This is a genomic window from Paucilactobacillus oligofermentans DSM 15707 = LMG 22743 (genome assembly GCF_001434315.1).
Lineage (GTDB): Bacteria > Bacillota > Bacilli > Lactobacillales > Lactobacillaceae > Paucilactobacillus > Paucilactobacillus oligofermentans.
This window is the reverse complement of record NZ_AZFE01000030.1, coordinates 13,327-37,551: the sequence shown is the minus strand read 5'-3', so window position 1 is coordinate 37,551 and position 24,225 is coordinate 13,327. Positions and strand designations below refer to the sequence as shown.

At 34.3% G+C, this 24,225-nt stretch carries 25 protein-coding genes; 22 read left to right on the top strand and 3 right to left on the bottom strand.

Going from position 1 to position 24,225, the window contains the following annotated elements; translation table 11 throughout:
- Positions 1-2 precede the first annotated feature (2 nt).
- A complete protein-coding gene (locus tag FC70_RS02890; RefSeq protein WP_057889646.1) occupies positions 3-1,466 on the top strand; it encodes a HAMP domain-containing sensor histidine kinase in 1,464 nt (487 codons plus the stop codon).
- 84 nt (positions 1,467-1,550) lie between these two features.
- On the opposite strand, the gene yidC is transcribed toward FC70_RS02890, so the two are convergent.
- Positions 1,551-2,459, bottom strand: coding sequence for a membrane protein insertase YidC (yidC, locus tag FC70_RS02885; RefSeq protein ID WP_057889511.1), 909 nt, complete (start codon positions 2,457-2,459; stop codon positions 1,551-1,553).
- A gap of 224 nt (positions 2,460-2,683) precedes the next feature.
- On the opposite strand from yidC, the gene FC70_RS02880 reads away from it, so the two are divergent.
- The 9 genes from FC70_RS02880 to FC70_RS02840 all read left to right on the top strand — a co-directional run bounded on the left by FC70_RS02880 (position 2,684) and on the right by FC70_RS02840 (position 10,976).
- Entirely contained in the window at positions 2,684-3,451 is a 768-nt protein-coding gene (locus FC70_RS02880; protein WP_057889510.1) for a TrmH family RNA methyltransferase, read from the top strand.
- Positions 3,452-3,523: 72 nt separating this feature from the next.
- Positions 3,524-4,018: an HD domain-containing protein gene (locus tag FC70_RS02875; protein WP_057889509.1), complete on the top strand. Its 495-nt coding sequence runs from the start codon at positions 3,524-3,526 to the stop codon at positions 4,016-4,018.
- A gap of 39 nt (positions 4,019-4,057) precedes the next feature.
- Positions 4,058-4,396: a winged helix-turn-helix transcriptional regulator gene (locus FC70_RS02870; RefSeq protein WP_057889508.1), complete on the top strand. Its 339-nt coding sequence runs from the start codon at positions 4,058-4,060 to the stop codon at positions 4,394-4,396.
- 273 nt (positions 4,397-4,669) lie between these two features.
- On the top strand, positions 4,670-5,716 hold the full coding sequence (gene pheS / locus FC70_RS02865) for a phenylalanine--tRNA ligase subunit alpha (protein WP_057889507.1): 1,047 nt from the start codon (positions 4,670-4,672) through the stop codon (positions 5,714-5,716).
- A 9-nt stretch (positions 5,717-5,725) separates the two neighbouring features.
- Positions 5,726-8,143 carry a phenylalanine--tRNA ligase subunit beta gene (gene pheT, locus FC70_RS02860; protein WP_057889506.1) on the top strand — a complete coding sequence of 806 codons (2,418 nt, stop codon included), beginning with the start codon at positions 5,726-5,728 and terminating at the stop codon, positions 8,141-8,143.
- 108 nt (positions 8,144-8,251) lie between these two features.
- Positions 8,252-9,343, top strand: a complete 1,092-nt coding sequence (gene mltG, locus FC70_RS02855) for an endolytic transglycosylase MltG (RefSeq protein ID WP_057889505.1) — start codon at positions 8,252-8,254, stop codon at positions 9,341-9,343.
- Between the two features lie 12 nt (positions 9,344-9,355).
- On the top strand, positions 9,356-9,997 hold the full coding sequence (gene udk / locus FC70_RS02850) for a uridine kinase (protein WP_057889645.1): 642 nt from the start codon (positions 9,356-9,358) through the stop codon (positions 9,995-9,997).
- 88 nt (positions 9,998-10,085) lie between these two features.
- Positions 10,086-10,562: a transcription elongation factor GreA gene (greA, locus tag FC70_RS02845; protein WP_057889504.1), complete on the top strand. Its 477-nt coding sequence runs from the start codon at positions 10,086-10,088 to the stop codon at positions 10,560-10,562.
- Between the two features lie 105 nt (positions 10,563-10,667).
- Positions 10,668-10,976, top strand: coding sequence for a HesB/YadR/YfhF family protein (locus FC70_RS02840; RefSeq protein ID WP_057889503.1), 309 nt, complete (start codon positions 10,668-10,670; stop codon positions 10,974-10,976).
- Positions 10,977-11,029: 53 nt separating this feature from the next.
- Here the strand turns inward: FC70_RS02840 and FC70_RS02835 are convergent, their stop codons facing one another.
- Complete coding sequence (locus FC70_RS02835) at positions 11,030-13,666, bottom strand: YfhO family protein (RefSeq protein WP_235804069.1); 2,637 nt, start codon at positions 13,664-13,666, stop codon at positions 11,030-11,032.
- A 176-nt stretch (positions 13,667-13,842) separates the two neighbouring features.
- Between FC70_RS02835 and FC70_RS02830 the strand changes: the two genes are divergently transcribed.
- From FC70_RS02830 to FC70_RS02800, 7 genes are all read left to right on the top strand, one after another.
- Positions 13,843-15,924, top strand: coding sequence for a peptidoglycan D,D-transpeptidase FtsI family protein (locus FC70_RS02830; protein WP_057889502.1), 2,082 nt, complete (start codon positions 13,843-13,845; stop codon positions 15,922-15,924).
- A gap of 98 nt (positions 15,925-16,022) precedes the next feature.
- Complete coding sequence (gene rpmG, locus FC70_RS02825) at positions 16,023-16,172, top strand: 50S ribosomal protein L33 (protein ID WP_057889501.1); 150 nt, start codon at positions 16,023-16,025, stop codon at positions 16,170-16,172.
- 83 nt (positions 16,173-16,255) lie between these two features.
- A complete protein-coding gene (locus tag FC70_RS02820; protein ID WP_057889500.1) occupies positions 16,256-16,819 on the top strand; it encodes a 5-formyltetrahydrofolate cyclo-ligase in 564 nt (187 codons plus the stop codon).
- Positions 16,812-17,480, top strand: a complete 669-nt coding sequence (locus FC70_RS02815) for a rhomboid family intramembrane serine protease (RefSeq protein WP_057889499.1) — start codon at positions 16,812-16,814, stop codon at positions 17,478-17,480. The genes FC70_RS02820 and FC70_RS02815 overlap by 8 nt, the downstream gene beginning before the upstream one ends.
- 14 nt (positions 17,481-17,494) lie before the next feature.
- Complete coding sequence (locus FC70_RS02810; protein ID WP_057889643.1) at positions 17,495-17,704, top strand: YqgQ family protein; 210 nt, start codon at positions 17,495-17,497, stop codon at positions 17,702-17,704.
- A 22-nt stretch (positions 17,705-17,726) separates the two neighbouring features.
- Positions 17,727-18,689, top strand: coding sequence for an ROK family glucokinase (locus FC70_RS02805; RefSeq protein WP_057889498.1), 963 nt, complete (start codon positions 17,727-17,729; stop codon positions 18,687-18,689).
- Between the two features lie 18 nt (positions 18,690-18,707).
- Complete coding sequence (locus FC70_RS02800) at positions 18,708-19,118, top strand: rhodanese-like domain-containing protein (RefSeq protein ID WP_112278668.1); 411 nt, start codon at positions 18,708-18,710, stop codon at positions 19,116-19,118.
- 133 nt (positions 19,119-19,251) lie between these two features.
- Here the strand turns inward: FC70_RS02800 and FC70_RS09125 are convergent, their stop codons facing one another.
- Positions 19,252-19,428 carry a DUF3042 family protein gene (locus FC70_RS09125; protein ID WP_083478610.1) on the bottom strand — a complete coding sequence of 59 codons (177 nt, stop codon included), beginning with the start codon at positions 19,426-19,428 and terminating at the stop codon, positions 19,252-19,254.
- An 84-nt stretch (positions 19,429-19,512) separates the two neighbouring features.
- Between FC70_RS09125 and miaA the strand changes: the two genes are divergently transcribed.
- The 5 genes from miaA (at position 19,513) to FC70_RS02775 (ending at position 24,220) form a co-directional block, all read left to right on the top strand.
- Positions 19,513-20,430 (top strand): tRNA (adenosine(37)-N6)-dimethylallyltransferase MiaA, encoded by a 918-nt coding sequence (gene miaA, locus FC70_RS02795; protein WP_057889497.1) that lies wholly within the window; start codon positions 19,513-19,515, stop codon positions 20,428-20,430.
- A gap of 99 nt (positions 20,431-20,529) precedes the next feature.
- Positions 20,530-20,928 (top strand): MerR family transcriptional regulator, encoded by a 399-nt coding sequence (locus FC70_RS02790; protein WP_057889496.1) that lies wholly within the window; start codon positions 20,530-20,532, stop codon positions 20,926-20,928.
- Positions 20,929-20,959: 31 nt separating this feature from the next.
- Positions 20,960-22,300, top strand: a complete 1,341-nt coding sequence (gene glnA, locus FC70_RS02785) for a type I glutamate--ammonia ligase (RefSeq protein WP_057889495.1) — start codon at positions 20,960-20,962, stop codon at positions 22,298-22,300.
- A gap of 143 nt (positions 22,301-22,443) precedes the next feature.
- Positions 22,444-23,316 (top strand): hypothetical protein, encoded by an 873-nt coding sequence (locus FC70_RS02780; protein WP_057889494.1) that lies wholly within the window; start codon positions 22,444-22,446, stop codon positions 23,314-23,316.
- Entirely contained in the window at positions 23,309-24,220 is a 912-nt protein-coding gene (locus FC70_RS02775) for a hypothetical protein (protein WP_057889493.1), read from the top strand. Before FC70_RS02780 ends, FC70_RS02775 begins: the two co-directional genes overlap by 8 nt.
- Positions 24,221-24,225: the final 5 nt, after the last annotated feature.

The window sequence follows — 24,225 nt, the reverse complement described above, 5'->3', positions numbered from 1 at the left end:
ATATTGAAAAATCAAAAAAAAGTGAATATCGTCTATCATTAAAAGTTAAATGGGCATTGGGAACTGCGTTAGGAGCGTTAGTTATCTTTGCTAGTTTAACTTTTGTTTTGTTTAGTGCATTTACTGATAATTTATTAGATCAAGAAAAGTTAGCAATGAATAATTCTTTGGTTCATGTAAAACAGCAACTTGAAAAAAATGATACTAATTTAAATTCAGCAAGTATTAACAAACAATTAGGCAATAGTCAGTCAGTAAAAATTAATCGCAATATAACACAAGATTTAAGTACCTCGAATACTAGTATTACCGTTTTTAATATAGAAGGGGAACGGATCTACGCAACGGGTAAAATTGATAAAAAATTTAAACCAATTAAGAAACAAACGATTGGCTTAACGGGAAAACACTTTAGTCGACGACTAGTTGGTGGTGAACCAATTATTTCGGAAAAAACGAATCAAGTAATTGGTTATGTCTATATTGAAAATTCTTTAACGGCCTTTTATAAAATATTCAACAAAATGATTTTAATTTCCATCTTAACAATTGTTTTAATGGTAATTGCGAGTGGCTTGTTAGGATATTTTCTATCGTATTTTTTGTTAGGCCCAATTGATGATATCCACGATACTTTAGTAGCAATTCGTGATGATCCAACCGCAGATAATCGGGTACCCAAATTACATCGACATGATGAATTAGCCGATATGGCCGTCATGTTTAATGAAATGATGGATCGGATGCAACGCTATATGGATCAACAGTCACAATTTGTTGGCGATGTTTCTCACGAGCTTCGTACACCGGTGGCGATTATTCAAGGACATATGGAATTATTGAATCGCTGGGGAAAGGACGATCCAGCTGTTCTAGCTGAGTCCATCGATGCTTCGTTGAAAGAAACTAAACGGATGCAGGACTTAGTTCAAGAAATGCTTGATTTAAGTCGAGCTGAACAGATTGAAACTAATTTCAACGATGAAAAAACAGAAGTAAGCGAAGTAGTCCATCAGGTATTTAATAATTTTAAAATAATCCATCCAGATTTTTTGTTTATTATGGATGATGATTTACGTGAACGGGTTGTATCACCGATTTATCGTGATCACTTAGAACAAATATTGATTATTTTATCTGATAATGCGGTTAAGTATTCAACCAATCATAAGGAGATTCATATGTCATTGTCTCGAACACTTAATCGAGTTGAAATTGGCGTACAAGATTTTGGTGAAGGAATTTCTAAAAATGATATGGGTAAAGTATTTGATCGCTTTTACCGAGTTGATAAGGCGCGTAGTCGTAAAAAAGGGGGTAATGGGCTTGGCCTTTCAATCGCTAAACGATTAGTTGAAGGATATGGTGGGGAGATGACGCTTGAAAGTTCTCCTGGATATGGTTCATTATTTAAAGTAACTTTGCCAATTATTGACGAAGATATTAAAACACTAGATGACTATTAATTAGCCTTTAAAATATTTAATTGTATAAAAAGTAGTGGATCAAAACATTTTGTTTTGATCCACTACTTTTTTAGTTATGTTTACTTATTTATGATTTTGCTTACCAGCGTTCCGATTTCCCTTAGGCTTTGGAGTAGTTGGTTTTGTTTCGATTGGTGTAACAGGAGCTTCAATGATTGGTTTAATTATTTTACGAGGTGGATTCTTTTTCAATTCTGCTTCAATATCACGTTTGATTTTAGGACGATAAAGATTGATAAGGATGGTTTGAATAACTGCAAAAATCCCACCAATGAAGAAGTATAATCCAAGTCCGGCTGATGAAATCATTGCCATATATCCAAGCATTACTGGACTGACAAACATCATCATTCGCATTTGTTTCTTTTGTGCTTCTGGAATTCCAATTAATGAAAGATATCCTTGAAATAGATATATTGCAAATGATAGGACAGCTAAAATGATACTGGGAGAACCTAGCTTAATTCCAAAGAACATCGCGTTTGATAAATGTGAGTAACGAATTGCAGCATAGAGAGCGGCGAAGACTGGTAATTGAATCAACATTGGTAAACAACCAATTCCACCGGTCATACTAATGCCATTATCCTTATAAAGGGCCATCATTTCTTGACTAATAGCCGCTTTTTCTTCAGGAGTTTTCGCATTTTTTTGACGTTCTTGAATATCGCGCATTTGAGGACCAACCATCCCCATCTTTTCTTGTTGAATGGTTGATTTACGCATTTGACTAATCATAACGGGTAATAAAACCATTCGAACAATAAAGGTGATAATGATGATTGCCCAACCGTATGAATAGTTACCACCAATAAAGTTAGCAATCCATTCCATTAAGTGTTGAGTAGGCTTAGCAAGGTATTGATAAGTCATACCATAAGGATCTCCATTTTTATCTTGGCGGACACATCCACTTAAAGTAATGGCTAACGTAGTTACTATCGCAATTAGCGATATTTTTTTATTTTTCATTTTAATAAATCAATTCCCTTTTCTTCATATTAGTTTCACAAACATAGCATAATATACCACGGAACAAGCTAATGATGCCACTAACTTTTCGGGCATTATTTAATTTTAAACTCTATAAATGATTTAGTGGGGTGCAGATTAACGTAATTTATTTAATAGATTCTATTTGATAACACCGTTATAGGTCTAATCATGGTATAATTAAATGATTGGAGTGAATAAATTTGGAAAATATATCATCGGTACAAAATCAAAAAGTTAAGAACTGGAAAAAACTAGCAACAAAGAAGCAACGGACTAAGGAAGGTAGCTACTTATTAGATGGCTGGCACTTAGTACAAGAAGCACTTAATTATGATGCACCAATTAAAGCAATTATGGTTACACAAGAACAATTTGACATGCACAGTGAGGAACTTCAAAAAGTTAGCGAAATCTTTATCGTTACATTTGAAGTAATGCAAAGTATTACCGATACAGTTACGCCGCAAGGAATTGCTGCAGAAGTTGGTATTCCGGCTGTGTATACAGAAGTACCCAATGAATTAGCTGGTACTTGGTTATTAATGGATGAAGTTCAAGATCCTGGTAATATGGGAACGATGATTCGGACTGCCGATGCAGCCGGATTTACTGGAGTGGTTGCTGGAAATAAAACAGCAGACATTTTCTCACCCAAAGTAGTTCGAGCAATGCAAGGTAGTCAATTTCATATTCAAGTAAAGCAAGGATCAACGCTTGATTGGATTGATATGCTCCATGCTGAAGGAATTCCAGTTTATGGAACTCAACTCAACAAGGAAGCCGTTAATTATCTAGATGTTGAAAAAAGTAACAGTTTCGCATTAATTATGGGTAATGAAGGTAATGGTGTTCAACCAGCAGTTTTGGAACGAACATCACAAAACCTATATATCCCAATTGCTGGTAAAGCAGAATCATTAAACGTGGCTGTCTCGGCTGGAATTTTAATGTTTGCATTAAAAAAGTAGGCTGAGCTAAATAGTTTACTTTGTGATTGTAAGCAGGTATCATACCTTTGAATTAATAAAAAGGAGAATTTAATGAAGAAAGACGCATGGCAACAAGATAGTGAATATGTAGAGCTAATTAGTGATTTAATTGTGACTGATGAAGTTCAAAAGTTAGCTACTTTTACCCATCATCATCATTCAGATCGATTACAACACTCGCTATCAGTTTCTTTTGATAGTTATCAAATTGCGAAAAAATTACATTTAGATTATCGTAGTGTTGCTCGTGCTGGTCTACTTCATGATTTATTCTATTATGATTGGCGAACAACTAAATTTGATTTAGGTTCGCATGCTTTCATTCATCCACGAGTAGCATTACGGAATGCTGAAAAGCTAACCCCATTGAGTGATATGGAAAAGGATATTATCCTTAAGCATATGTTTGGTGCAACCTTGGCATTACCAAAATATCGTGAAAGTTTATTAGTATCACTTGTAGACAATTACGAAGCTGAACGTGAATTTTTTGCACCAATTCGTACGCGAGTCGAATTGTGGTTGAAAGTTAGAACAACTTTATAATATAATGTTAGTATAAGTTTTAAGATTGGAGGGGGTAGCGTGGATCAAGTAATAAAGCAGACAACTGAAAAATTGTCACTTTGTCCTAAGTTTGAGGAAACTTTTGCCATTCTAGGTAAGAAGTGGAACGGATTAATTGTAGAATTACTTTTAAAAGAGGATTCTTTAAGATTTAAGGACTTTGTTGCTGGAATTGGTAAATGCAGCGATCGTGTATTAGTTGAACGTTTGCGTGAATTAGAAAGCGAAGGCATTATCACAAGAAACGCACACCTCGGTTCAGTCAATAAGGTTGATTATTCGTTAACGGAAAAAGGCCTTGCATTAAAGCCGGTTATGGATGAAGTTCATAATTGGGCAAATGATTGGATTAATTAATTTAATTCATCAAGTAATATTAATTAAAAAATGTTGATAGAAGTTAGTAAAAATATCACTTTGCTAGGAAGTCCTTATCAAGACTGTAAGTAAGGATCTAAGTAATATTTTGAATTTCACTTCTGAAGTTGATACTTAATCGTACTCCGGTCAATCACCGTTATCGATTTCTAAGTGTGTAGGTTATTAATACTACAAACTAGGGTGGTACCGCGATGCTTCGTCCCTTTTCTGGGGGCGGAGTTTTTTTATTTCTGAAAAAGGAGAATTAAAATGGGATTACAAGATAAGCTAAATGATTTATTACAACAAGGATTAAAACAAGTTGAAGAAAGTGTTAATCTTGATTCAATTAATGATGTTCGTGTCAAAATGTTAGGTAAAAAAGGACCAATTACGGAAGTGTTACGTGGGATGCGCGACTTAAGTTCAGAAGAACGTCCTAAAGTTGGTCAATTTGCTAATGAAGTTCGTGATCAATTAACCGCAGCCATTGATGAACAACGTTTAAAAATTGAAAGTGCTAAATTAAATGAACAATTAAAAAAAGAAGCAATCGATGTGACCTTACCTGGTAACAGTGTAGCTCAAGGCCAACCACATGTGATTCAACAAATAATTGATCAACTTGTCGATTTATTTGTAGGAATGGGCTATGTTGTGGCTGAAGGTGGCGAAGTTGAAGAAGATCGCTATAATTTTGAAATGTTGAATCTTCCAAAGGATCATCCAGCTCGTGACATGCAAGATACATTTTATGTGACGCCAGAAATTTTAATGAGAACGCAAACGTCACCAATGCAAGCACGAACACTTGAAACGCATGATTTCAGTAAGGGACCACTCAAAATGGTTTCTCCTGGTAAAGTTTATCGTCGTGATACTGATGATACGACCCATAGTCATCAATTCCATCAAGTTGAAGGCCTTGTGATTGGTAAACATATTACAATGGCTGATTTGAAAGGGACTTTAGAAATCGTTGCTCAAGAATTATTTGGTGATGAATTAGAAGTTCGTCTTCGTCCTAGCTATTTTCCATTTACGGAACCATCAGTTGAAGCTGATATCACTTGCTTTAATTGTCATGGTAAAGGATGTTCAATTTGTAAATCAACTGGTTGGATTGAAGTACTTGGTGCCGGGATGACTCATCCTAACGTCTTAAAGATGGCTGGCGTAGATCCTGAAGAATACGGTGGGTTTGCCTTTGGATTAGGACCAGATCGTTTTGCAATGCTTAAATACGGCGTTACTGATATTCGTGATTTCTACCAAAATGATGTGCGTTTCCTAACGCAATTCGACCAGAAAGGATAATTTAAACAAATGAAAGTTTCTTATAAATGGCTTCAAGAATATTTAGATATTGATGTTAAACCAACCGATTTAGCAGAGAAATTAGCCCGAACGTCAGTTGATATTAATGATGTTTATTCACCTAGTGATGGCTTAACTAAGTTAGTCGTTGGATTTGTTACTAGTACGAAACCACATCCTGATTCAGATCATTTAACAATTTGCCAAGTTAACATTGGCGAAACTGAAGATGTTCAAATTGTCTGTGGGGCACCTAATATTGCAGCCAATCAAAATGTGATTGTTGCTTTACCAGGTTCACGAATTGGTAATAATATTAAAATTAAACGTAGTAAAATGCGTGGTGAATTATCTGAAGGAATGATTTGTGCACTTCAAGAAATCGGCTTTTCAGAAAAAGTGTCACCTAAAGATTATGAAGATGGTATTTGGGTCTTACCTGAAGATGCCAAGCCAGGAGAATCAATTTTTCCATATCTAGGTATGGATGATGTGATTATTGATACTGATATCACACCTAATCGTGGCGATATGTTTAGTATTCGTGGTAACGTTAATGATATTGCGGCTTTCTATAATTTGAAATCTCATTTTGAAGTTAAGCAAGTAATTGAAAATAGTTCAGAAAAGACCGCTGATTTAATTTCAGCTGCAGTTGATAATACAGCGATTGCGCCAACCTATAAATTACGTGTAATTAAGGATATTAAAATTGCTGAAAGTCCTTTATGGCTACAAATTAAATTATGGAATGCGGGAATCCGTCCAATCAACAATGTCGTGGATGTAACCAACTACATTTTAGTTAAATATGGCCAACCGTTACACAGTTTTGATTATGATAAATTACCTAGTCATGAAATTAGTGTTCGTCATGCCAATGATGGGGAACAATTTATCACTTTAGATGATGAAACCCGTGAATTGATTAGTAATGATATCGTTGTAACTGCTGGTGACAAACCAGTCGCTTTAGCTGGAACTATGGGTGGATTAGAAACTGCTATTTCAGATCAAACAACTAATGTCACTTTAGAAGCAGCTATTTTTGATTCAATCTTAGTAAGAAAACAAGCTCGTCGCTTAGATCTTCACAGTGAATCATCAACGCGTTTTGAACGTGGAATTGATCCAGCTGCAGTTGAAATGGCCTTAGATGAAGCAGCACAAATGATAGCTGAATTAGCTAATGGTGAAGTTACTACTGGAATTGTTACTGGTTCTGAAACAGAAATTAAAGAAGTTAAAGTAGATATTACGTTAACGAGAATTAATCACGTTTTGGGAACATCATTAACAGTTAAAGATGTCTTAGATATCTTTAAACGTTTAGCATTTGAAACTAAAGTAACTGATGATAAGTTTACAGTTAAAGTACCTTCTCGTCGTTGGGACGTTAACATTGAAGCTGATCTATTAGAAGAAATTGCTCGTATTTTTGGATATGATAATATTCCTTCAACGTTACCATCACAAACTAGTAATGTTGGTCGTCTGAATGCTGAACAAAAATTAATTCGTTCATCACGTCATGTGTTGGAAGGATTGGGCTTAAATCAAGCGATTAGTTATTCATTGACTACGCCAGAAAAGGCACAACAATTCCAAATTATTGATGGTGGCTCACCAATGACGCTAAGTTATCCAATGAGTCAAGATCATGTTGCTACCCGGATGAATTTGATTAGTGGTTTATTGAATGACGTTGCTTATAACGTTGCCAGAACACAAGATAATGTGGCTTTGTATGAACAAGGACGCACGTTTGTTCCAGTTATTGATAATGATCGACCAACTGAAGAAGAACATATTGCCGGGACAGTAACCGGAAAATTAGTTTCTGAAACTTGGCATGATAAAACAGCTGCGGTTGATTTTTATCAAGTTAAAGGTATCGTGGAACAACTTATCCAAAATATGGCAATTAAAGGAACAATTGAGTTTGTTGCTAATTCAGAACGCAAAGAAATGCATCCTGGACGAACAGCAGATATCAAATTGAACCATGTTGTTATTGGTTTTGTAGGACAAGTACATCCTAAAACAGCAAAAACTTATAAAATACCAGAAACCTATGTTTTTGAATTGAATCTTACCCCAATTATTGCGGCTGACAAAAATGAACGTCATTACCAAGAAATCAGTAAATATCCATCAATTTCTCGTGATATTGCAATGTTAGTTGATGAAAATATTTCTAACCAACAAATTGTTGATTTAATTGAAAATAAAGGTGGCGCCTACTTGACTGACGTAACCCTCTTTGATTTCTATCAAGGATCACATGTTCCAGACGGTCAAAAATCACTTGCGTATTCATTAACTTATCAAGATAAGAATGATACATTAGTTGAAGATAAAGTTAATCAAGCATTTGATAAGGTTATCGCTAAATTAGTCGAAGAATTTGAGATTACAGTGAGATAATTATTAAAGATTGATTTACAAATTGTGAATCAGTCTTTTTTAATTTATAATGAATTCTGCAGGCAAAAATAAGTATGTTAATTAAACGAATTGGTGGGGTGAGTTTTAATGAGTCGATCGCTTAAAAATAAAAAAAGTAAAAAGCTCGGTTGGATTATCACAATTATTATTTTAATTGTAGTTTTAGTTGGTGGCTTCAAAATGTATGTTAGTTCATCGATGAAGGCAGTTAACGCTAATAATGATAAGGCCGTTGAAGTTTATATCAAATCAGGATCATCAAATGATCAAATTATCAAAACTTTACAAAAAAAGCACTTAATTAAAAGCTCATTAGTTTTTAAATATTATGCTAAAAGTAAGGTTAGTACCGGCTTCAAGGCTGGTTACTATTCTTTAAATAAATCAATGGACGTTAAAACGATTGCTCAAAAGTTGGAAAAGGGTGGTAGTGCAACACCAGTAACTGGTGAAAATAAGTTAGTTGTACAAGAAGGTGCAACCGTTGAACAAATTGCAGCCGCAGTTCAAAAAGCAACCAAATATTCATCCAAAGATTTTTTAGCCTTAATTCAAGATCAAGATTTTCTTGATGAATTAGCTAAGGAGTATCCGGACTTATTAAGTTCAGCAATGTCTGCTACAGATGTTCGCTATAAGTTAGAAGGATATTTATTTCCAGCTACGTATGATACTAAAAATGTTACTAGTTTAAAATCATTGGTAACACAAATGGTTGCTACTAGTAATACACAGTTACAACCGTACTTTACGTCAATTAAGAGCCAAGGTTATACTGTTCAACAGGTGTTAACTCTAGCTTCATTAGTTGAACGTGAAGGTGTTACCAATTCAGATCGTCGTAAAATTGCGGGTGTCTTTTTAAATCGAATTAAAAAAGATATGCCATTACAATCAGATATTTCAGTAATGTATGCTTTAAATACGCACAAAAAGAATTTAACTTACAAAGACCTAGAAGTAGATTCACCATATAACCTGTATGTTGAAAAAGGATATGGTCCAGGACCATTTAATAGTCCAAGTTTGCAATCAATTAAAGCAGTACTAGATCCAGCCAGTCGTAACAAAAAATATTTATATTTCATTGCTAATATGAAAACTGGTAAGGTTTACTATGCAACAACCTATGCACAACATCAAAAGTTAACTGAAAAGTTATCGGATGACAATAAATAAAATGGAGTGTTTATTTTGACTGAAATAAAAAAGCCAATCATAATTGGTGTAACCGGTGGTTCTGGTAGTGGAAAGACTTCAGTTAGTCAGGCTATTTATAAACAAATGGCCGGTAAGTCAATCATGATGTTACAACAAGATACTTACTATAATGATCAAACTGATATGTCGATGGACGAACGTAAACAAGTTAATTATGATCATCCGTTGGCATTCGATACTGACTTGTTAATTAGTGATTTAACTAAATTACGTAATTTTGAAAATATCGATATGCCAGTCTATAATTATGCGGAGTTTAATCGTTCAGAAGAAACAATTAAAACAGAAGCTAAAGATGTAATTATTTTAGAAGGCATTATGATTCTAGATGATGCACGCTTACGTGATTTAATGGACATTAAGGTATTTGTCGATACAGATGATGATATTCGAATTATTCGACGGATTAAGCGTGATATGGAAGAACGCGGTCGTTCACTAGATTCAATTATTAGCCAATATTTAAAGACGGTTAAACCGATGTATCATCAGTTTGTAGAACCTACTAAACGATATGCGGATATTATTGTTCCCGAAGGTGGGGAAAATAAGGTTGCAATTGATTTATTAAGTACAAAGGTTAAAGATATTTTAACTAAACATGGAAAATAATTAAAAAAATGCATCTCGTTGTTTACAACTATATGTTCACGTGGTATTGTATGGCTTGTTAATTAATTATGATGTATAGAGGTGCGAAATGGCAGAAGATAAAACCTTCCCAATGACGTTGGAAGGAAAGAAGAATTTAGAAGAAGAATTAGAAACTTTAAAGATGGTCACTCGACCAGAAGTTATCGAAAGAATTAAGATTGCTCGTAGCTTTGGTGATTTATCAGAAAATTCTGAATATGAATCAGCAAAGGATGAACAAGCATTTATCGAAGGAAGAATTAGTAATGTTGAAAATATGTTACTTAATTTGGAAATTATTGATAATGAAGCAATCGACAAAGATATCGTTTCAGTTGGACGAATTGTAACGTTTAAAGAACTTCCTGATGAAGAAGAAGAGTCTTATACAATCGTTGGTGCAACTGAAGCTAATCCAATGTTAGGTAAAATTTCGAATGAATCACCAATTGCGGCTGCACTACTTGGCCATAAAATTAATGAGGAAGTAACCATTAAAATTCCTTCAGGTGATATGAACGTTAAAATTACTAAAGTTGAATAATAAGTGACTAGGAAGCGTAATCAAAACTGATTATGCTTCTTTTTTTTGATTATGTGCTAGAATAATACATGAACATGAAAACGGTTTCAGAAGGAGCTATGGAATATGAAAATTACAGTAACAAAACAGGCAAGCAATTGGTTTCATAATGAAATGGGACTAAAATCTGGTAATGGTGTCCGTTTTTTCGGCAAAGTATATGGAAAAACGCCAGTTCATGATGGATTTTCAATAGGAATGGCTAGAGATGATCGTGCATTGCACGCAAGCTCAACTACTGAATATGATGGAGTACGTTATTTTGTCGATGGGCTAGATGATTGGTTTTTTAAGGGTTATGATCTAACGGTTGATTATGATGAAAAAACTGATGGTCCTAAATATGAGTATATAAATAATGGTGAATTAAAATAGAATTTATTTAACCAAAAAGGTCTGAGTAAAAATAATTTTACTCAGACCTTTTGCTATTTTCTTTTTTTGTAAATAATAATTCCGGTAATTCCAATAATGGTGACGGAACTTACTAATAAGCCAGCAATTAAATATGGTGAGCGGTAATAAAAGACAACATTATGGTGTCCTTTAGTGATAGGGACGGCCATGAAAGTTTTAATTACTTTGGTAGTTTTAACTTCTTGGCCATCAACTTTGACATGCCATCCTTTTGAATAAGGAATGGTTGTCATAAGGACGTGGTTCTTCTTTTTGATATTAACTGTCCCAGTTATTTTGGTATTGGAATGACTAGTTACTTTCAAATTTTCAGATTTAAGTGTCTGATTTAGTTTATTAAAATAGGATTGATTTAAACTATATAAGCTCACATTTTGAAGCCAAACACTTTGCTTAGTTAATTTAATTGTGAATGTAATTGGTTTGCCTTTTTGTTTAGAGGCAACATTGACGACAATTGTATTACGATAAGTTGGATATTGTTTAAGTTCTTTACCATTTAGGGAAAAGGTTGCAGTATCAGAATTTAAAGCAGAACCTAAAGTTAAGTAGTATGATCCGTTAGTTTTAGGGGTGAATTTTAATTTGATTTCTGCTGGTTTGAGAATTTCTTTTCGTTTAAAAATAGTTCCGGTAATTTGAGTGGCACTGGGCAAGTTAACAAAAGTAACGTTATCAAAATTTTGAACATTGAATAGCGAACTGGCGGATTTATCACCAGCAAGGACTTTGTAAAGTTCAGACTGATACATTAAAGGATCTTTGGTTTTGAGGGTTAGACTTTGAATTGCCTTGGATGCACCAAATGCAATTGAGAGAGCAGAATTGTTTTTATAGGTTTTAGTCAAGGCATCACTTGAAACTTCAGATTGACGATTCAAATCTGTTTTATTCGAAACCTCTGGTAGTGAGGTCACAGTTTTAGTTTTGCCAGATAAGTTTACAACAGATTTAGAGGTCATGAAGTACTTCATTGATAATAAAGAATCAGTGACTTGGGTTCCATTTGTATAGGTGACAAAACCATCCCCGTCAGGTTGTCCGATTGAGCCCATAAAAGACGGAATAGAAGGCTCTAAGGTTGATCCAAAATGAGAAGCACTATTATAATCACCTTGCATGGGATCATCTTTAGTTCGCAAGAATGTTTGACCTACACGATAAAATCCGGAATCAATTTCTTTTAGTTTGGAGGCCGTCTTAGTTAATTGAGTGGTGTAATTACCAAATTCTGACTGACTAACGTAACTAATATTATTTAACGATGTAAAGGCGTTAGTAGCTGATTCACCAATCACTAGCATCATGAATAATAATTCGTACAGTAACGGTGAACCATTACTTGGAACGATCATCCAAATTAATGCAACGGCACTGATAGCTGCACTAAAGGATACTTCAACATTAGTGATATAAGTTAACTTATCGAGATAGTGAAATAGAAAAACATAAATAATAATTAAAAAGGTAGTTATGATTATTAGCGAATGAGTGGACGGTTTAAAGTTACCAGTAAGTTCTTTGGCAGCCAAATATAACATCCAAAAAGAAAAGAGAAATGAAAAACGATATGGATACCAAACTGGAAATTGACCAGCATGCCATAATAGATCAAGTGGTTGTAAGAAAAATGAACAGATAAAGAAAATAGATATTAAACCGGCAACCAGCCGACTTTTAATTGACCAACGGGAATCTAACATAAATAGTAAGAAGGCAATGGTTAGCAGCATGCCAATAAAAATATTGGGTTGACCATCAGGCATTTGGTCAAAATTAAATGATCCAGGAATTAATTTAGCAACCATATTAAATGGAAAGTATTCAGTGGTCCATTTAATGGCGGTTTCAGTATAAGTTCCTTTGCTTTGAGCTAATGAATAACCAACCGGAAATAAGAAGCACGCAGCAATTAAAACTGAGATAATTCCGCTGCCAACATATCTAAAAAAACTACGTAAATTAGTTTTAAATCGTTGATTAGTTTCAAATAAATGGAAGATGGTAAATAAGAACGTGAAAATTCCGACCATCCAAGCCATATAATAATTATCAATTAACAAGATAGTGAACCAACAAATGAATGTCCAAGGCTTTTTAGTATCTAATAGTTTGATTAAGCCATATATTACTAGTGGTAATAATATTAATACATCTAACCAGATAACATTTAGTTGGTTAGCAATCATCCAACCCATTAGGGCGTATGATGTAGCAAAAGCAATTACACGCCAGTTAGTTTGTAGTTTAAGTTTCATTAGCATCCAGGCGAAACTTAGTCCGGATAAGCCATATTTTAGCAGGGTTAAGATTAAGATACCGCTGGAAAGTAGTTTACCTGGGAATAGTAAAATGATCACATTTAATGGGCTCATTAGATAGTAGGCAAAGATACCTAATGTATCGCCACCTAAATCCTTAGCAAATGAGTAGAAAAATGAGGTCGGATGGCTTAAAATAGTGGAACGATAGTATGAAAAGAAGTCAACATATTGTTGACCTAAATCAACTGTCAAAATGGTGCTAGATCCAAAAGGTGCCATCCCACGATACATGAAATAACCCATCATTAATACAAATGGAAATAAAAAACTAAAGGTTAATAGTAATTTTTTGGTTGGTTTTGGAACTCGAATACTTAATCTCAATATAATTTCCTCGATCTAAATATGTCTTGAATTCTTAAATTTACATAATAACTCTGTTTTATATACACAAGTTAATATAGAATAGAATATCATACGTTACTCAATAAAATGACACGTAAACGGCATAATTTGTTAAAATAAAGTTAATATGTTTGTCTGAAGGAGTATTAAACAAGTTGAAATTTTCAAAAAGAATTAAAAATATGTTTGGCACATCAAAGAAAAGACGATCATCACAATCTGAAATTCCGTTCCGTTTAAATTTCTTAATGTGGACAGTTGGAGTTTTGTTGTGTATCTTAGCAGCACGACTATTTTATATGCAGGTCCTAAATGGAGATACGTATACAGCTGAAGTTAATCGCTCCGAAGTATCGACTCAAACTGGTAATGTTCAGCGAGGAGCAATTTATGATTCAACTGGTAAAGTTCTGGTCGGTAATGAAGCTCATCAAGCAATTACCTATACTAAGGGTGAGTCGGATACATCTACTGATATTTATAAAACTGCGAAAACACTTAGTAAATATGTTTCAGTTAGCAAAACGAAGCTAACTAAGCGTAATCAAGCCGATTATTTACTTGCTGATACCAAAAAATATAAAGAAATAACCGCTAAGATTTCGGGATCATCTAGTATGGATGAGGATGCATTATATACTAAAGCTTTAAAGTATTTATATTCCCATCCTGATGATTTTACACTGACAAATAAGCAAAAAAATGGTGCGATGATTTATGCGGATATGTCTGGTGCATATTCATTATCAACAACTTATATCAAGGAAACTGGCGTTACTAGTACCGAAATTGCCGAAGTTGGGGAACATTTAAGTGAAATGTCTGGAGTTGCCATTGGGACTAGTTGGACTCGCAGCTATCCACAAGGGGATGCAATTCAGTCACTAACCGGGACTGTTTCAACTCAAAAATCGGGATTACCAAGTGACAAATTAAATACTTTATTGTCTGAGGGCTATTCACGTAATGACAGTGTTGGTCAGAGTTATCTTGAATCAGAATATCAAGCAACATTAGCAGGATCAAAATCACAAACTGAAGTTTCAAGTAGTGGCTCTGGAACAGATTCAATTACAAAAGCAGTTGAAAAATATTCCGGTAAAAAAGGTGATAACATTGTTTTAACTATCAATGCTAAATTCCAAAATGAGGTTCAAAGTATTGTTAAATCAGTCTACCAAACTGGTAGTATTAGTAAATCGACTGGTGCATATGCAGTTGTCATGAATCCAAATACCGGCGCAATTTATGCAATGGCAGGTGTTGATCGTGACGTTGAAACTGGTAAAATTACAGATGATCAAATTGGATCGATTAATCACCCAATTACAATGGGATCAGTCGTTAAGGGTGCTACTGTGCTTGGAGCACTGATGGATGGTGTCATTACACCATCAAATAATACCTTAACTGATATGCCAATTGATCTTGAAGGAACAGCTACGAAAGCTTCTTGGTTTAATAAGACTGGTGCAGCCAATATGTCACTAACAGCTTCCGATGCACTGGAAGTATCTTCTAACTCGTACATGATGCAATTGGCGATGAAAGAAGGAGGATTTACTTACTCTTCTGGAGCTGGGCTAGATATGCCAACCAGTATTTTCAGTAAACTTCGTGGTTACTTTAATCAATTTGGTTTGGGTGTGAAGACTGGAATTGATTTGCCAGGTGAATCAACTGGATATACTGGGGTCGCCAGCCAGGCTGAAATTGGTAAGGCATTGGATTTATCTTACGGAAATTATGATTCATATACCGTTATGCAAATTGCTCAATATGCTTCAACCATTGCTAATGGTGGTTATCGAATGAAGCCATACGTGGTTCAACAAATTAGAGGAACTAAAGCAAATGGTAGCTTGGGTAAAGTTGAATCAACAACCCAACCAACTATTTTAGGTTCAATTAATGCCACTGCAGCACAATGGAAAGTTGTTAAACAGGGGATGTACCAAGTTGTCCACGGAAGTAATACCTATAAGACTGGTAGTGCACTTTCAAGTATTACACCAGCAGTTGCTGCCAAAACAGGTACCGCTGAAACTTATTATGGAACTACGTCAACTGAAACATTGAGTTTAATTTCATATGCACCATATGATGATCCACAAGTAGTTGTAGCATTAGCGATTCCAGGAACCGGGACCTCAGGGGCAGGAATTAACTCAACTATGGCTAAAGAAATCTATGCTGCTTATTGGAAATATGTCCAATCAGACAGTGATTATAAGTAAATTGTCATCAACCACTAGTCAAGGACACATAAAAATGGTATAGTATCATAGTTAGGGTTTACCCAATTAATTAAAGAAAAAGTTTGGAGGTTTCCGACATGCGTGTTCATATTACACTAGAATGTACTGATTGCCACGAACGTAATTACTTATCAAGTAAGAATCGTCGTAACAATCCCGACCGTGTTGAATTTAAAAAATATTGCCCACGGGAACGTAAAGTTACATTACATCGCGAAACAAAATAATATTATTTATTCGGGATAAGATTTAGAGTCGTTGGCTAATGCTGCGGCTCTTTTTTTTATTAATTTTTAAGAGGAGTGATTAAATGACTTCAAAAAAAAGTATCCGTGAGCAATTTATCGGACAAATGATGAATGCCAATCCAGATCAAAAAAAAGTTAATCAACAAAACTTGATCGAGCAGTTATTCTTGAGTGAACAATGGAATAATGCTGACATAATTGGTGTTACCATCAGTTCGCCAATGGAGTTAGATACCGATGTGATTATCAAACGTGCTCAATCAGATGGGAAAAAAGTCGTAATTCCGCGAACGTTACCGAAACGCCAAATGGAATTTGTTGAATTAACCGACAAGACAGAATTTGAAGTTAAATTCCATATTGACGAACCCGTTAATGGAACGGTGATTGTAAAACATAATATTAATTTGATGCTTGTTCCTGGAGTTGCGTTTTCAGAAAATGGATATCGAATTGGATTTGGTGGTGGATATTATGATCGCTATCTTGCGGACTTTGAAAATGATACAATCTCATTATGTTTAGATGAACAACGGATACCAACGGAGATAATTAATCAGTATATTGATCCGTTTGATATTAAAATCAAACAAGTTTTAATGTCTCAAGGAGGAAGAAATGATTAAGGATTTAAAGAATCAACCATTTGTGACTTATATAATTGTTGCTATCAATATTATTGTATTTTTGATGATGACAATTGCGGGTGGATCAAGTAATACTCAAGTTTTATTGGCATTTGGGGCAAAATATACACCGTTCATTCAACAAGGAGATTGGTGGCGATTAGTTACACCAATGTTTATTCATATTGGCTTGATGCATTTAGTCGTAAATATGGTTACGGTATTTTATCTTGGAAAAATAGTAGAATCGCTGTTTGGTCATTGGCGATTTACAATTGTGTATTTAGTTTCTGGCGTAGTCGGAAATATTGCGAGTTTTGTATTATTACCAGCCAATATTTCAGCTGGGGCAAGTACATCAATTTTTGGTCTATTTGGGGCCTTTATGATGTTAGGTGAGTCATTTAAAGATAATCTTTATATTCGATTGATGGCACGTCAATTTTTAACCTTTATTGTGATAAATTTAGTTTTTGACATATTTTTATCAGGTGTTGATATTTATGGACATATTGGTGGATTAATTGGTGGTTTCTTAATTGCTTATGTAGTTGGAGCACCGAAACTTGGAAAAAATGACTTGATAAAGCGCTTTCTTAGTGGCATTATATTATGTATAGCTATTGCGTTATTTCTTCAAATCGGAATGCGAGGATTTTAGTTTTGGATCGTGAAATGAACACGTTGTACGATGTACAGCAATTACTTAAACAATTTGGGGTTTATGTCTACGTTGGTAAAAGAATGTGGGATATTGAATTAATTGCCCTTGAATTAGACAATCTTTATAAATCTGGGGTTGTTGAAAAGGATTTGTATTTAAGAGCTAAAATTGTGCTTCGACATGAACATCGATTTGAAGAAGAAAACGAGAGATATAAATAAACGGCATTAGGGAGATTTAGATATGAATAAAAAGTTAATCGGTGTTGATTTAGGTGGTACAACAATTAAGTTTGCAATCTTGACAGACACTGGCGAAGTTCAACAAAAATGGTCATTAAGAACCAATATTTTAGATGATGGTAGTCATATTGTTCCAGATATTGTTGAATCAATTAATCATCATATTGATATGTATGAAATGACTAAAGATCAATTTATCGGAATCGGAATGGGAACTCCAGGAACGGTTAATTTTGCTAATGGGACTGTTAAAGGGGCCTTCAATTTAAATTGGCGTGAAAGTCAACCGGTTCAAGAATTAATTGAAGCCGGTACTGGCTTAAAGTTTGTTATCGACAACGATGCTAACGTAGCTGCTTTAGGTGAACGCTGGAAGGGTGCTGGAAATAATAGTACCGATGTAGTCTTTATTACCTTAGGAACTGGTGTTGGTGGTGGAGTTATTGCTAATAATCATTTAATTCATGGTGTGGTTGGTGCAGGTGGTGAATTAGGCCATATGAATGTTCAACCAGATGGATATCTATGTACATGTGGAAATCGTGGCTGTTTGGAACGATATGCATCAGCTACCGGGATTGTTCAATTGGCACAAGACTTCGCAGAACAATACGTTGGTGATAGTAAGTTAAGTGCAATGATTAATGATGGTGAAGAAATTACTTCAAAAATAGTATTTGATTTAGCTAAGGAAGATGATTATTTAGCTGTAAAAGTTGCTGAAAAAGTTGGCTACTACTTAGGAATGGCTGCAGCTAACGTTGGTAATATTCTAAATCCAGAATTTATCGTCATTGGTGGTGGAGTGTCAGCTGCTGGGGAATTTCTACTAGATTTTGTTAAAACTAGTTTTGAAAAATTTGCATTCCCAACTGTTCGTGAATCAACTTCATTGAAGTTGGCCGAATTAGGTAATGATGCCGGTATTATTGGTGCCGCATCACTCGCAAAGAAATTTATGTAATTTTTGGAGGAAGAAAAATTGGTACTTGGAGTTTCTGGAATGAATATGCTTTATATTATAGTAATTGTTTTAATTGTTGCGTGGATTATTTACCGTGTATATCAATATATTCAACGTAAACGCTATGCAAACATCATCACTGAAGAAGAATTTACGCAAGGAATGCGGAAGGCACAAGTAATTGATTTACGGGAAAAGAATGATTTTGATCGTGGTCATATTATGGGCTCACGTAATATTCCTTTAACAATGCTTAAGCAACGCTCTGTTGAAATTCGTAGTGATTTACCAGTTTATCTTTATGATCAAGGAATGATGTTAAGTACGCGAGCATCAAAATTGCTTAGTAAAAAAGGTTATACTGATATTTCAATTTTAAAAAGTGGTTACGCTCGTTGGACCGGAAAAACAAAAACTAAAAAGTATTAATAAAAAAGGGTTGAACAAAATGTTAGTTTTGTTCAACCCTTTTAAAATATACAAATTTATAAAATAGTGGCTAAGCTATTACAAAATACCACAGTAAAGTTTGTTACCACGTTCTGTTCTTAATTGTAGTATATTATAGATTGTGTGCAGAACGATTTTTTCGGTTTGCTGTTCGACGGTTTTCATCGAATTTAATTTCTTGATCCTCAATTGGTTTAACGACCTTACGATGATAAGAAAATAAGCCACCAACTACGGCACCGATTGTAGCAGCAGTTCCGATTACAACACCTTTTGTAAATGATTTCATGATCACGCCTCCTCGTTTGATTATCTATATTATGCAAAAAAATTCACAAGATTACCAGTAAAGACTATAAATTAGGAGAAAAAGATGCTAAAAGTAGTTGCAATTGTTGGTCCAACTGCAGTTGGAAAAACTAAACTGTCAATCCAAATGGCAAAAGAATTGAATGGCGAAATTATTTCGGGTGATTCGATGCAAGTTTATAATCATTTAGATATTGGGACGGCGAAGGTTACGCCACTAGAAATGGATGGGATCGTACATCATCTAATTAATATTAAGGAATATGATCAGCGATTCTCTGTGGCTGAATTCAAATCATTGGCAACTGACTTAATCAAAGATATCCATCAACGTGGTAAATTACCAATTATTGTTGGCGGTACCGGATTTTATTTACAAGCTTTAACTGAAAATCTAACGCTGGGTGATGATGAATTTGATGGTAATTCAGAAACTGTTAGACAAACTTTGAATCAATATTTGGAAAAAAATGGTCCAAAAGATCTTTGGAATCAACTTAATGAAAAGGACCCAGAGGCGGCTAAAGAGATTGAACCAAATAATTCACGGCGTGTGATTCGGGCTTTAGAAGTTATCGAAAAAACAGGTCATCGTTTTTCAAAGCAAGTAACTAATAGTGCAGAATTCGATTTTAAATTAATTGGGTTAAATACTGATCGCAAAGTATTATATGATCGCATTAATAGTCGGGTTGATCTGATGATTAAAACTGGTTTATTAGAAGAGGCAAAGTGGTTATATCAAACCGGCGGAGTTGATTCACCAGCAGCTAAGGGAATTGGTTATCATGAACTGTTTGATTATTTTGAAGACAAGATATCTTTGGACTTAGCAATTGAAAATATTAAAAAGGATTCAAGGCATTATGCAAAGCGCCAATTAACCTGGTTTCGAAATAAAATGACGGTTGAATGGTTTGATTTAGTTAACAATGAAAATACGATCGAACAAGTAAATTCACGGGTTGCTGACTGGATTTAATAAAAAGTTAATCAATGATGTTATGTTTTATGACATCATTGATTGACTTTTTATTTCTCTCCTGTTATTCTAAAACACATTAAGGAAGGAGGAGACATTTTGAAGGAAAAAGAACTTCGACGTTCGTTAGCAGTTCTTCCAATTGGAACGGTCATGAAATTGACGAACTTAACGGCTCGTCAAATTAGATATTATGAATCGCAAGACTTAATTAAGCCTGAGCGAAGTGATGGTAATCGACGATTATATTCATTGAATGATATTGATCGATTGCTTGAAATCAAAGATTATATTGATGATGGTCTGAATATGGCTGGAATTCGAAAAGTATTTACGCAAAAGCAACTTGAACAAGAGCAATTCAAAGAGCGCTTGAATAAATCATTAACTGACGATGATGTTCGAAAAATCCTTCACGATGAACTCCTTCGACAAAGTGGGTTCAGACAGGTAAAATTACTTACGAACTCACAGACACCCTTACAGAAACCATTTTAATGTTGTTATGAGAAAGGACAGGAGAAAATTTATGGCAAAGCACATGTTTACAAACGATGAGGTTCATCAATTAGTTAAGGATGAAAATGTTCGCTTTTTACGTTTAATGTTTACTGATCTATTTGGAACAATTAAAAACGTTGAGGTTTCAACAAGTCAACTTGATAAGTTATTAGATAATAAAATCATGTTTGATGGTTCATCAATTGATGGATTTGTTCGAATTGAAGAAAGTGACATGTACTTATATCCTGATATGTCGACATGGATGGTCTTTCCATGGGGAGCAGAGCACGGTAAAGTTGCACGTGTAATTTGTGAAGTTTATACTGCTGATCTCAAGCCATTTGATGGCGATCCTCGTAACAATTTGATTCGCGTTCTTGAAAATATGAAAAAAGCTGGCTTTACCGACTTTAATATTGGACCAGAACCTGAATTCTTCTTATTCAAAATGGATGAAGATGGTAAACCCACAACTAAGCTAAATGATCAGGGTAGTTATTTTGATATGGCACCAATGGATTTAGGTGAAAATTGTCGTCGCGATATTGTACTTGAACTTGAAAATATGGGCTTTGAAATTGAAGCTGCACATCATGAGGTTGCACCGGGACAACATGAAGTTGATTTCAAATATGCTAGTGCACTTGAAGCAGCTGATAATATTCAAACTTTTAAATTGGTTGTCAAAACAGTTGCTCGTAAATATGGTTTGTTTGCAACCTTTATGCCAAAACCATTACCATCAATTAATGGTTCAGGAATGCATATTAACATGTCACTATTTAATGAAAAAGGTAATGCCTTCTTTGATGAAAGTGGAGAACTTGAACTTTCAGATACTGCTTATAATTTCCTTGGTGGTTTATTAAAACATGCACGTAGTTTTACAGCGATTACCAATCCAATTGTTAACTCATACAAGCGTTTGGTTCCTGGCTTTGAAGCGCCAGTTTATGTGGCATGGTCAGGATCTAATCGATCACCACTAATTCGAGTACCAAATTCACGTGGTGTATCTACACGTCTTGAATTACGTTCAGTCGATCCTGCAGCCAATCCATACCTTGCAATTGCAGCAGTCTTAGAAGCTGGACTTGATGGAATTAAAAATAATATCACACCTGAAGATAGTGTTGATCGTAATATTTATCGAATGGGCGAAGAAGAACGTGAAGATAATAATATTGATAGCTTACCAAGTACTTTGCACAATGCGTTGAAGTATCTTTCAACCGATGAAGTAATTAAGACGGCAATGGGTCCACATCTCTACAATGGTTTTGTGGAAGCTAAGAATCTTGAATATGACGCATATCGTCAAGAAGTATCTGATTGGGAACGTGAACAATATATGGAAAAATATTAATTATTAAAAATAATTTAATGGGTAGTCTTGCTTTGATAGCGAGATTGCTTTTTTAATTTTTACTTAATTAAATTAAACCGCTTTAATAAGTTGGTATAATTAGGTATTATTAGTATATAAATATGTGTTAAGGAGAGTTCGAAATGACAGAAGAAAATAGTCCAGAAAACGTGATTGATGTAATTTCTGACCAAATCACAATTAAAATGCAATATTTACAAAATTTGCAGGCGGCGGTCAATCATCACGATGACAAACTAGTATATTCATTATTAGACTCTCGTCGATACGCATCTGAAATTTTACACACTGAAAACGTTGAAAATGATGTGACGGTTGCAAATTTAGTAGATAACCTATCAGACGAATTGAGCCATTATTTGAGTTCTAATCTTATTCAATATCTAGGACAGCATTATCCATTCTTTTATTATGAAGAATTTGCACAAGGACATTTCCGTGTGTATTTCGGTAATTGGTGGGATAGACGAGAATTTGGTGAGCTTGATGTCTTAAACGTTCGCTTTATTTTTCACGAAGCAGAATATGAAAAACTTTCTACGTCATTTGGACTTTCAAAAGAAGGTAAACGATATAATACTAAGAAAATTGCCGAAATTTCGAAAGAAAATGATTGGCTACAAGATTTAATTGATAGTCAAAGTACACGAGAAACCAAAAAGGCTGAAATTCAAAATGAATTAAAAGAAGTCAATAATAAAAATGGAATGCCATGGGAATCTGGCAAACAAAAAGAAGCTCGTCAAGAGTTGATTGATCAATTAAGTGATTTAGAAGATCAAGATGATAAGGCTCGTGGAGCGAAAAAGCAAATTAAGGATAATGAAGCTAAAGTCTTAACGTTATCAAAGGAAAATACTATTTTGAGTTATGAACAAAAAAGTATTATCGATACATTTAGTAGTTTTGAAACTTTTGAAGCTGCTAATCGTAGTTTGTATGCAGATTATTTGGGATTTATTTCAAATGAAAAGCAGGTGAATAATCATGAGTAATGATCAAATCACTGAGCAAATGAGTAATTTTACGAATGTCTTTAAAGATGGATTGACGGCTGGAGAGACTTATATCAAATTAATTAACCGTCTGATTCAAACAGAGGATGCTGAAGAATTATTAGATTCATCTAGCCAATTGTCAGAATATGTACTTGAAAATAAGTATGTTAAGTTTCCTTTTCAATATCAAGTTCAAGATTATTATTTGGTTTTCATTTCAAGATTGTTGAATTTTCATAATAACGATTCACTTGAAGTTATAATCAATGAAGAGTCTGTTGATGTTAGTGGAAAGCTTAGTCAACTTGGTGAATCGGCTAAATTTAAATTTGTAATTGATAAAGCAAAAAATGGTGGCGCGTTCTTTACTGAAACTAAGACAGGTGAATCATTATTTTATCTTAATTTACAAAAACGAATGATGCGGTTTAATAATTCTGCGTTAATCAACTTGTTTGTTGAAAAGTTAAGTGAAGTGACGACTATCATTCAAATTCAACAGGCAATCAACCCATTGATTACATTAGCTCGTTATCTCCAAACCGATTTAGGCTTTAGTGTTGATTTAGGTATTCTGGATACATCTAATGAAGCTAATTACTATCTATTGAATAAAAAAATGAATGTTGACGTCATTGATAAATTATTTGTTTCTACTGAAGGAACAGATTATATGTTAATGAACTTACAGGGTCGAACTGGAATGAGCTTACAGATGGATGTTTCTTCTAAGTTAATTTTAGCTGCTGCGGGTGATACTTGGGCATTTTCAGTTGATGATGGAAAAGAAGCAGTATCATTCTTTGATATTTTAATTCGTTTTAAATTAATTAAAAAATGGTTTATTGATAATCGAAAAGAATTAGAAATTAAATCAGATCCAATGATATTTAAGGGATAAGAGGA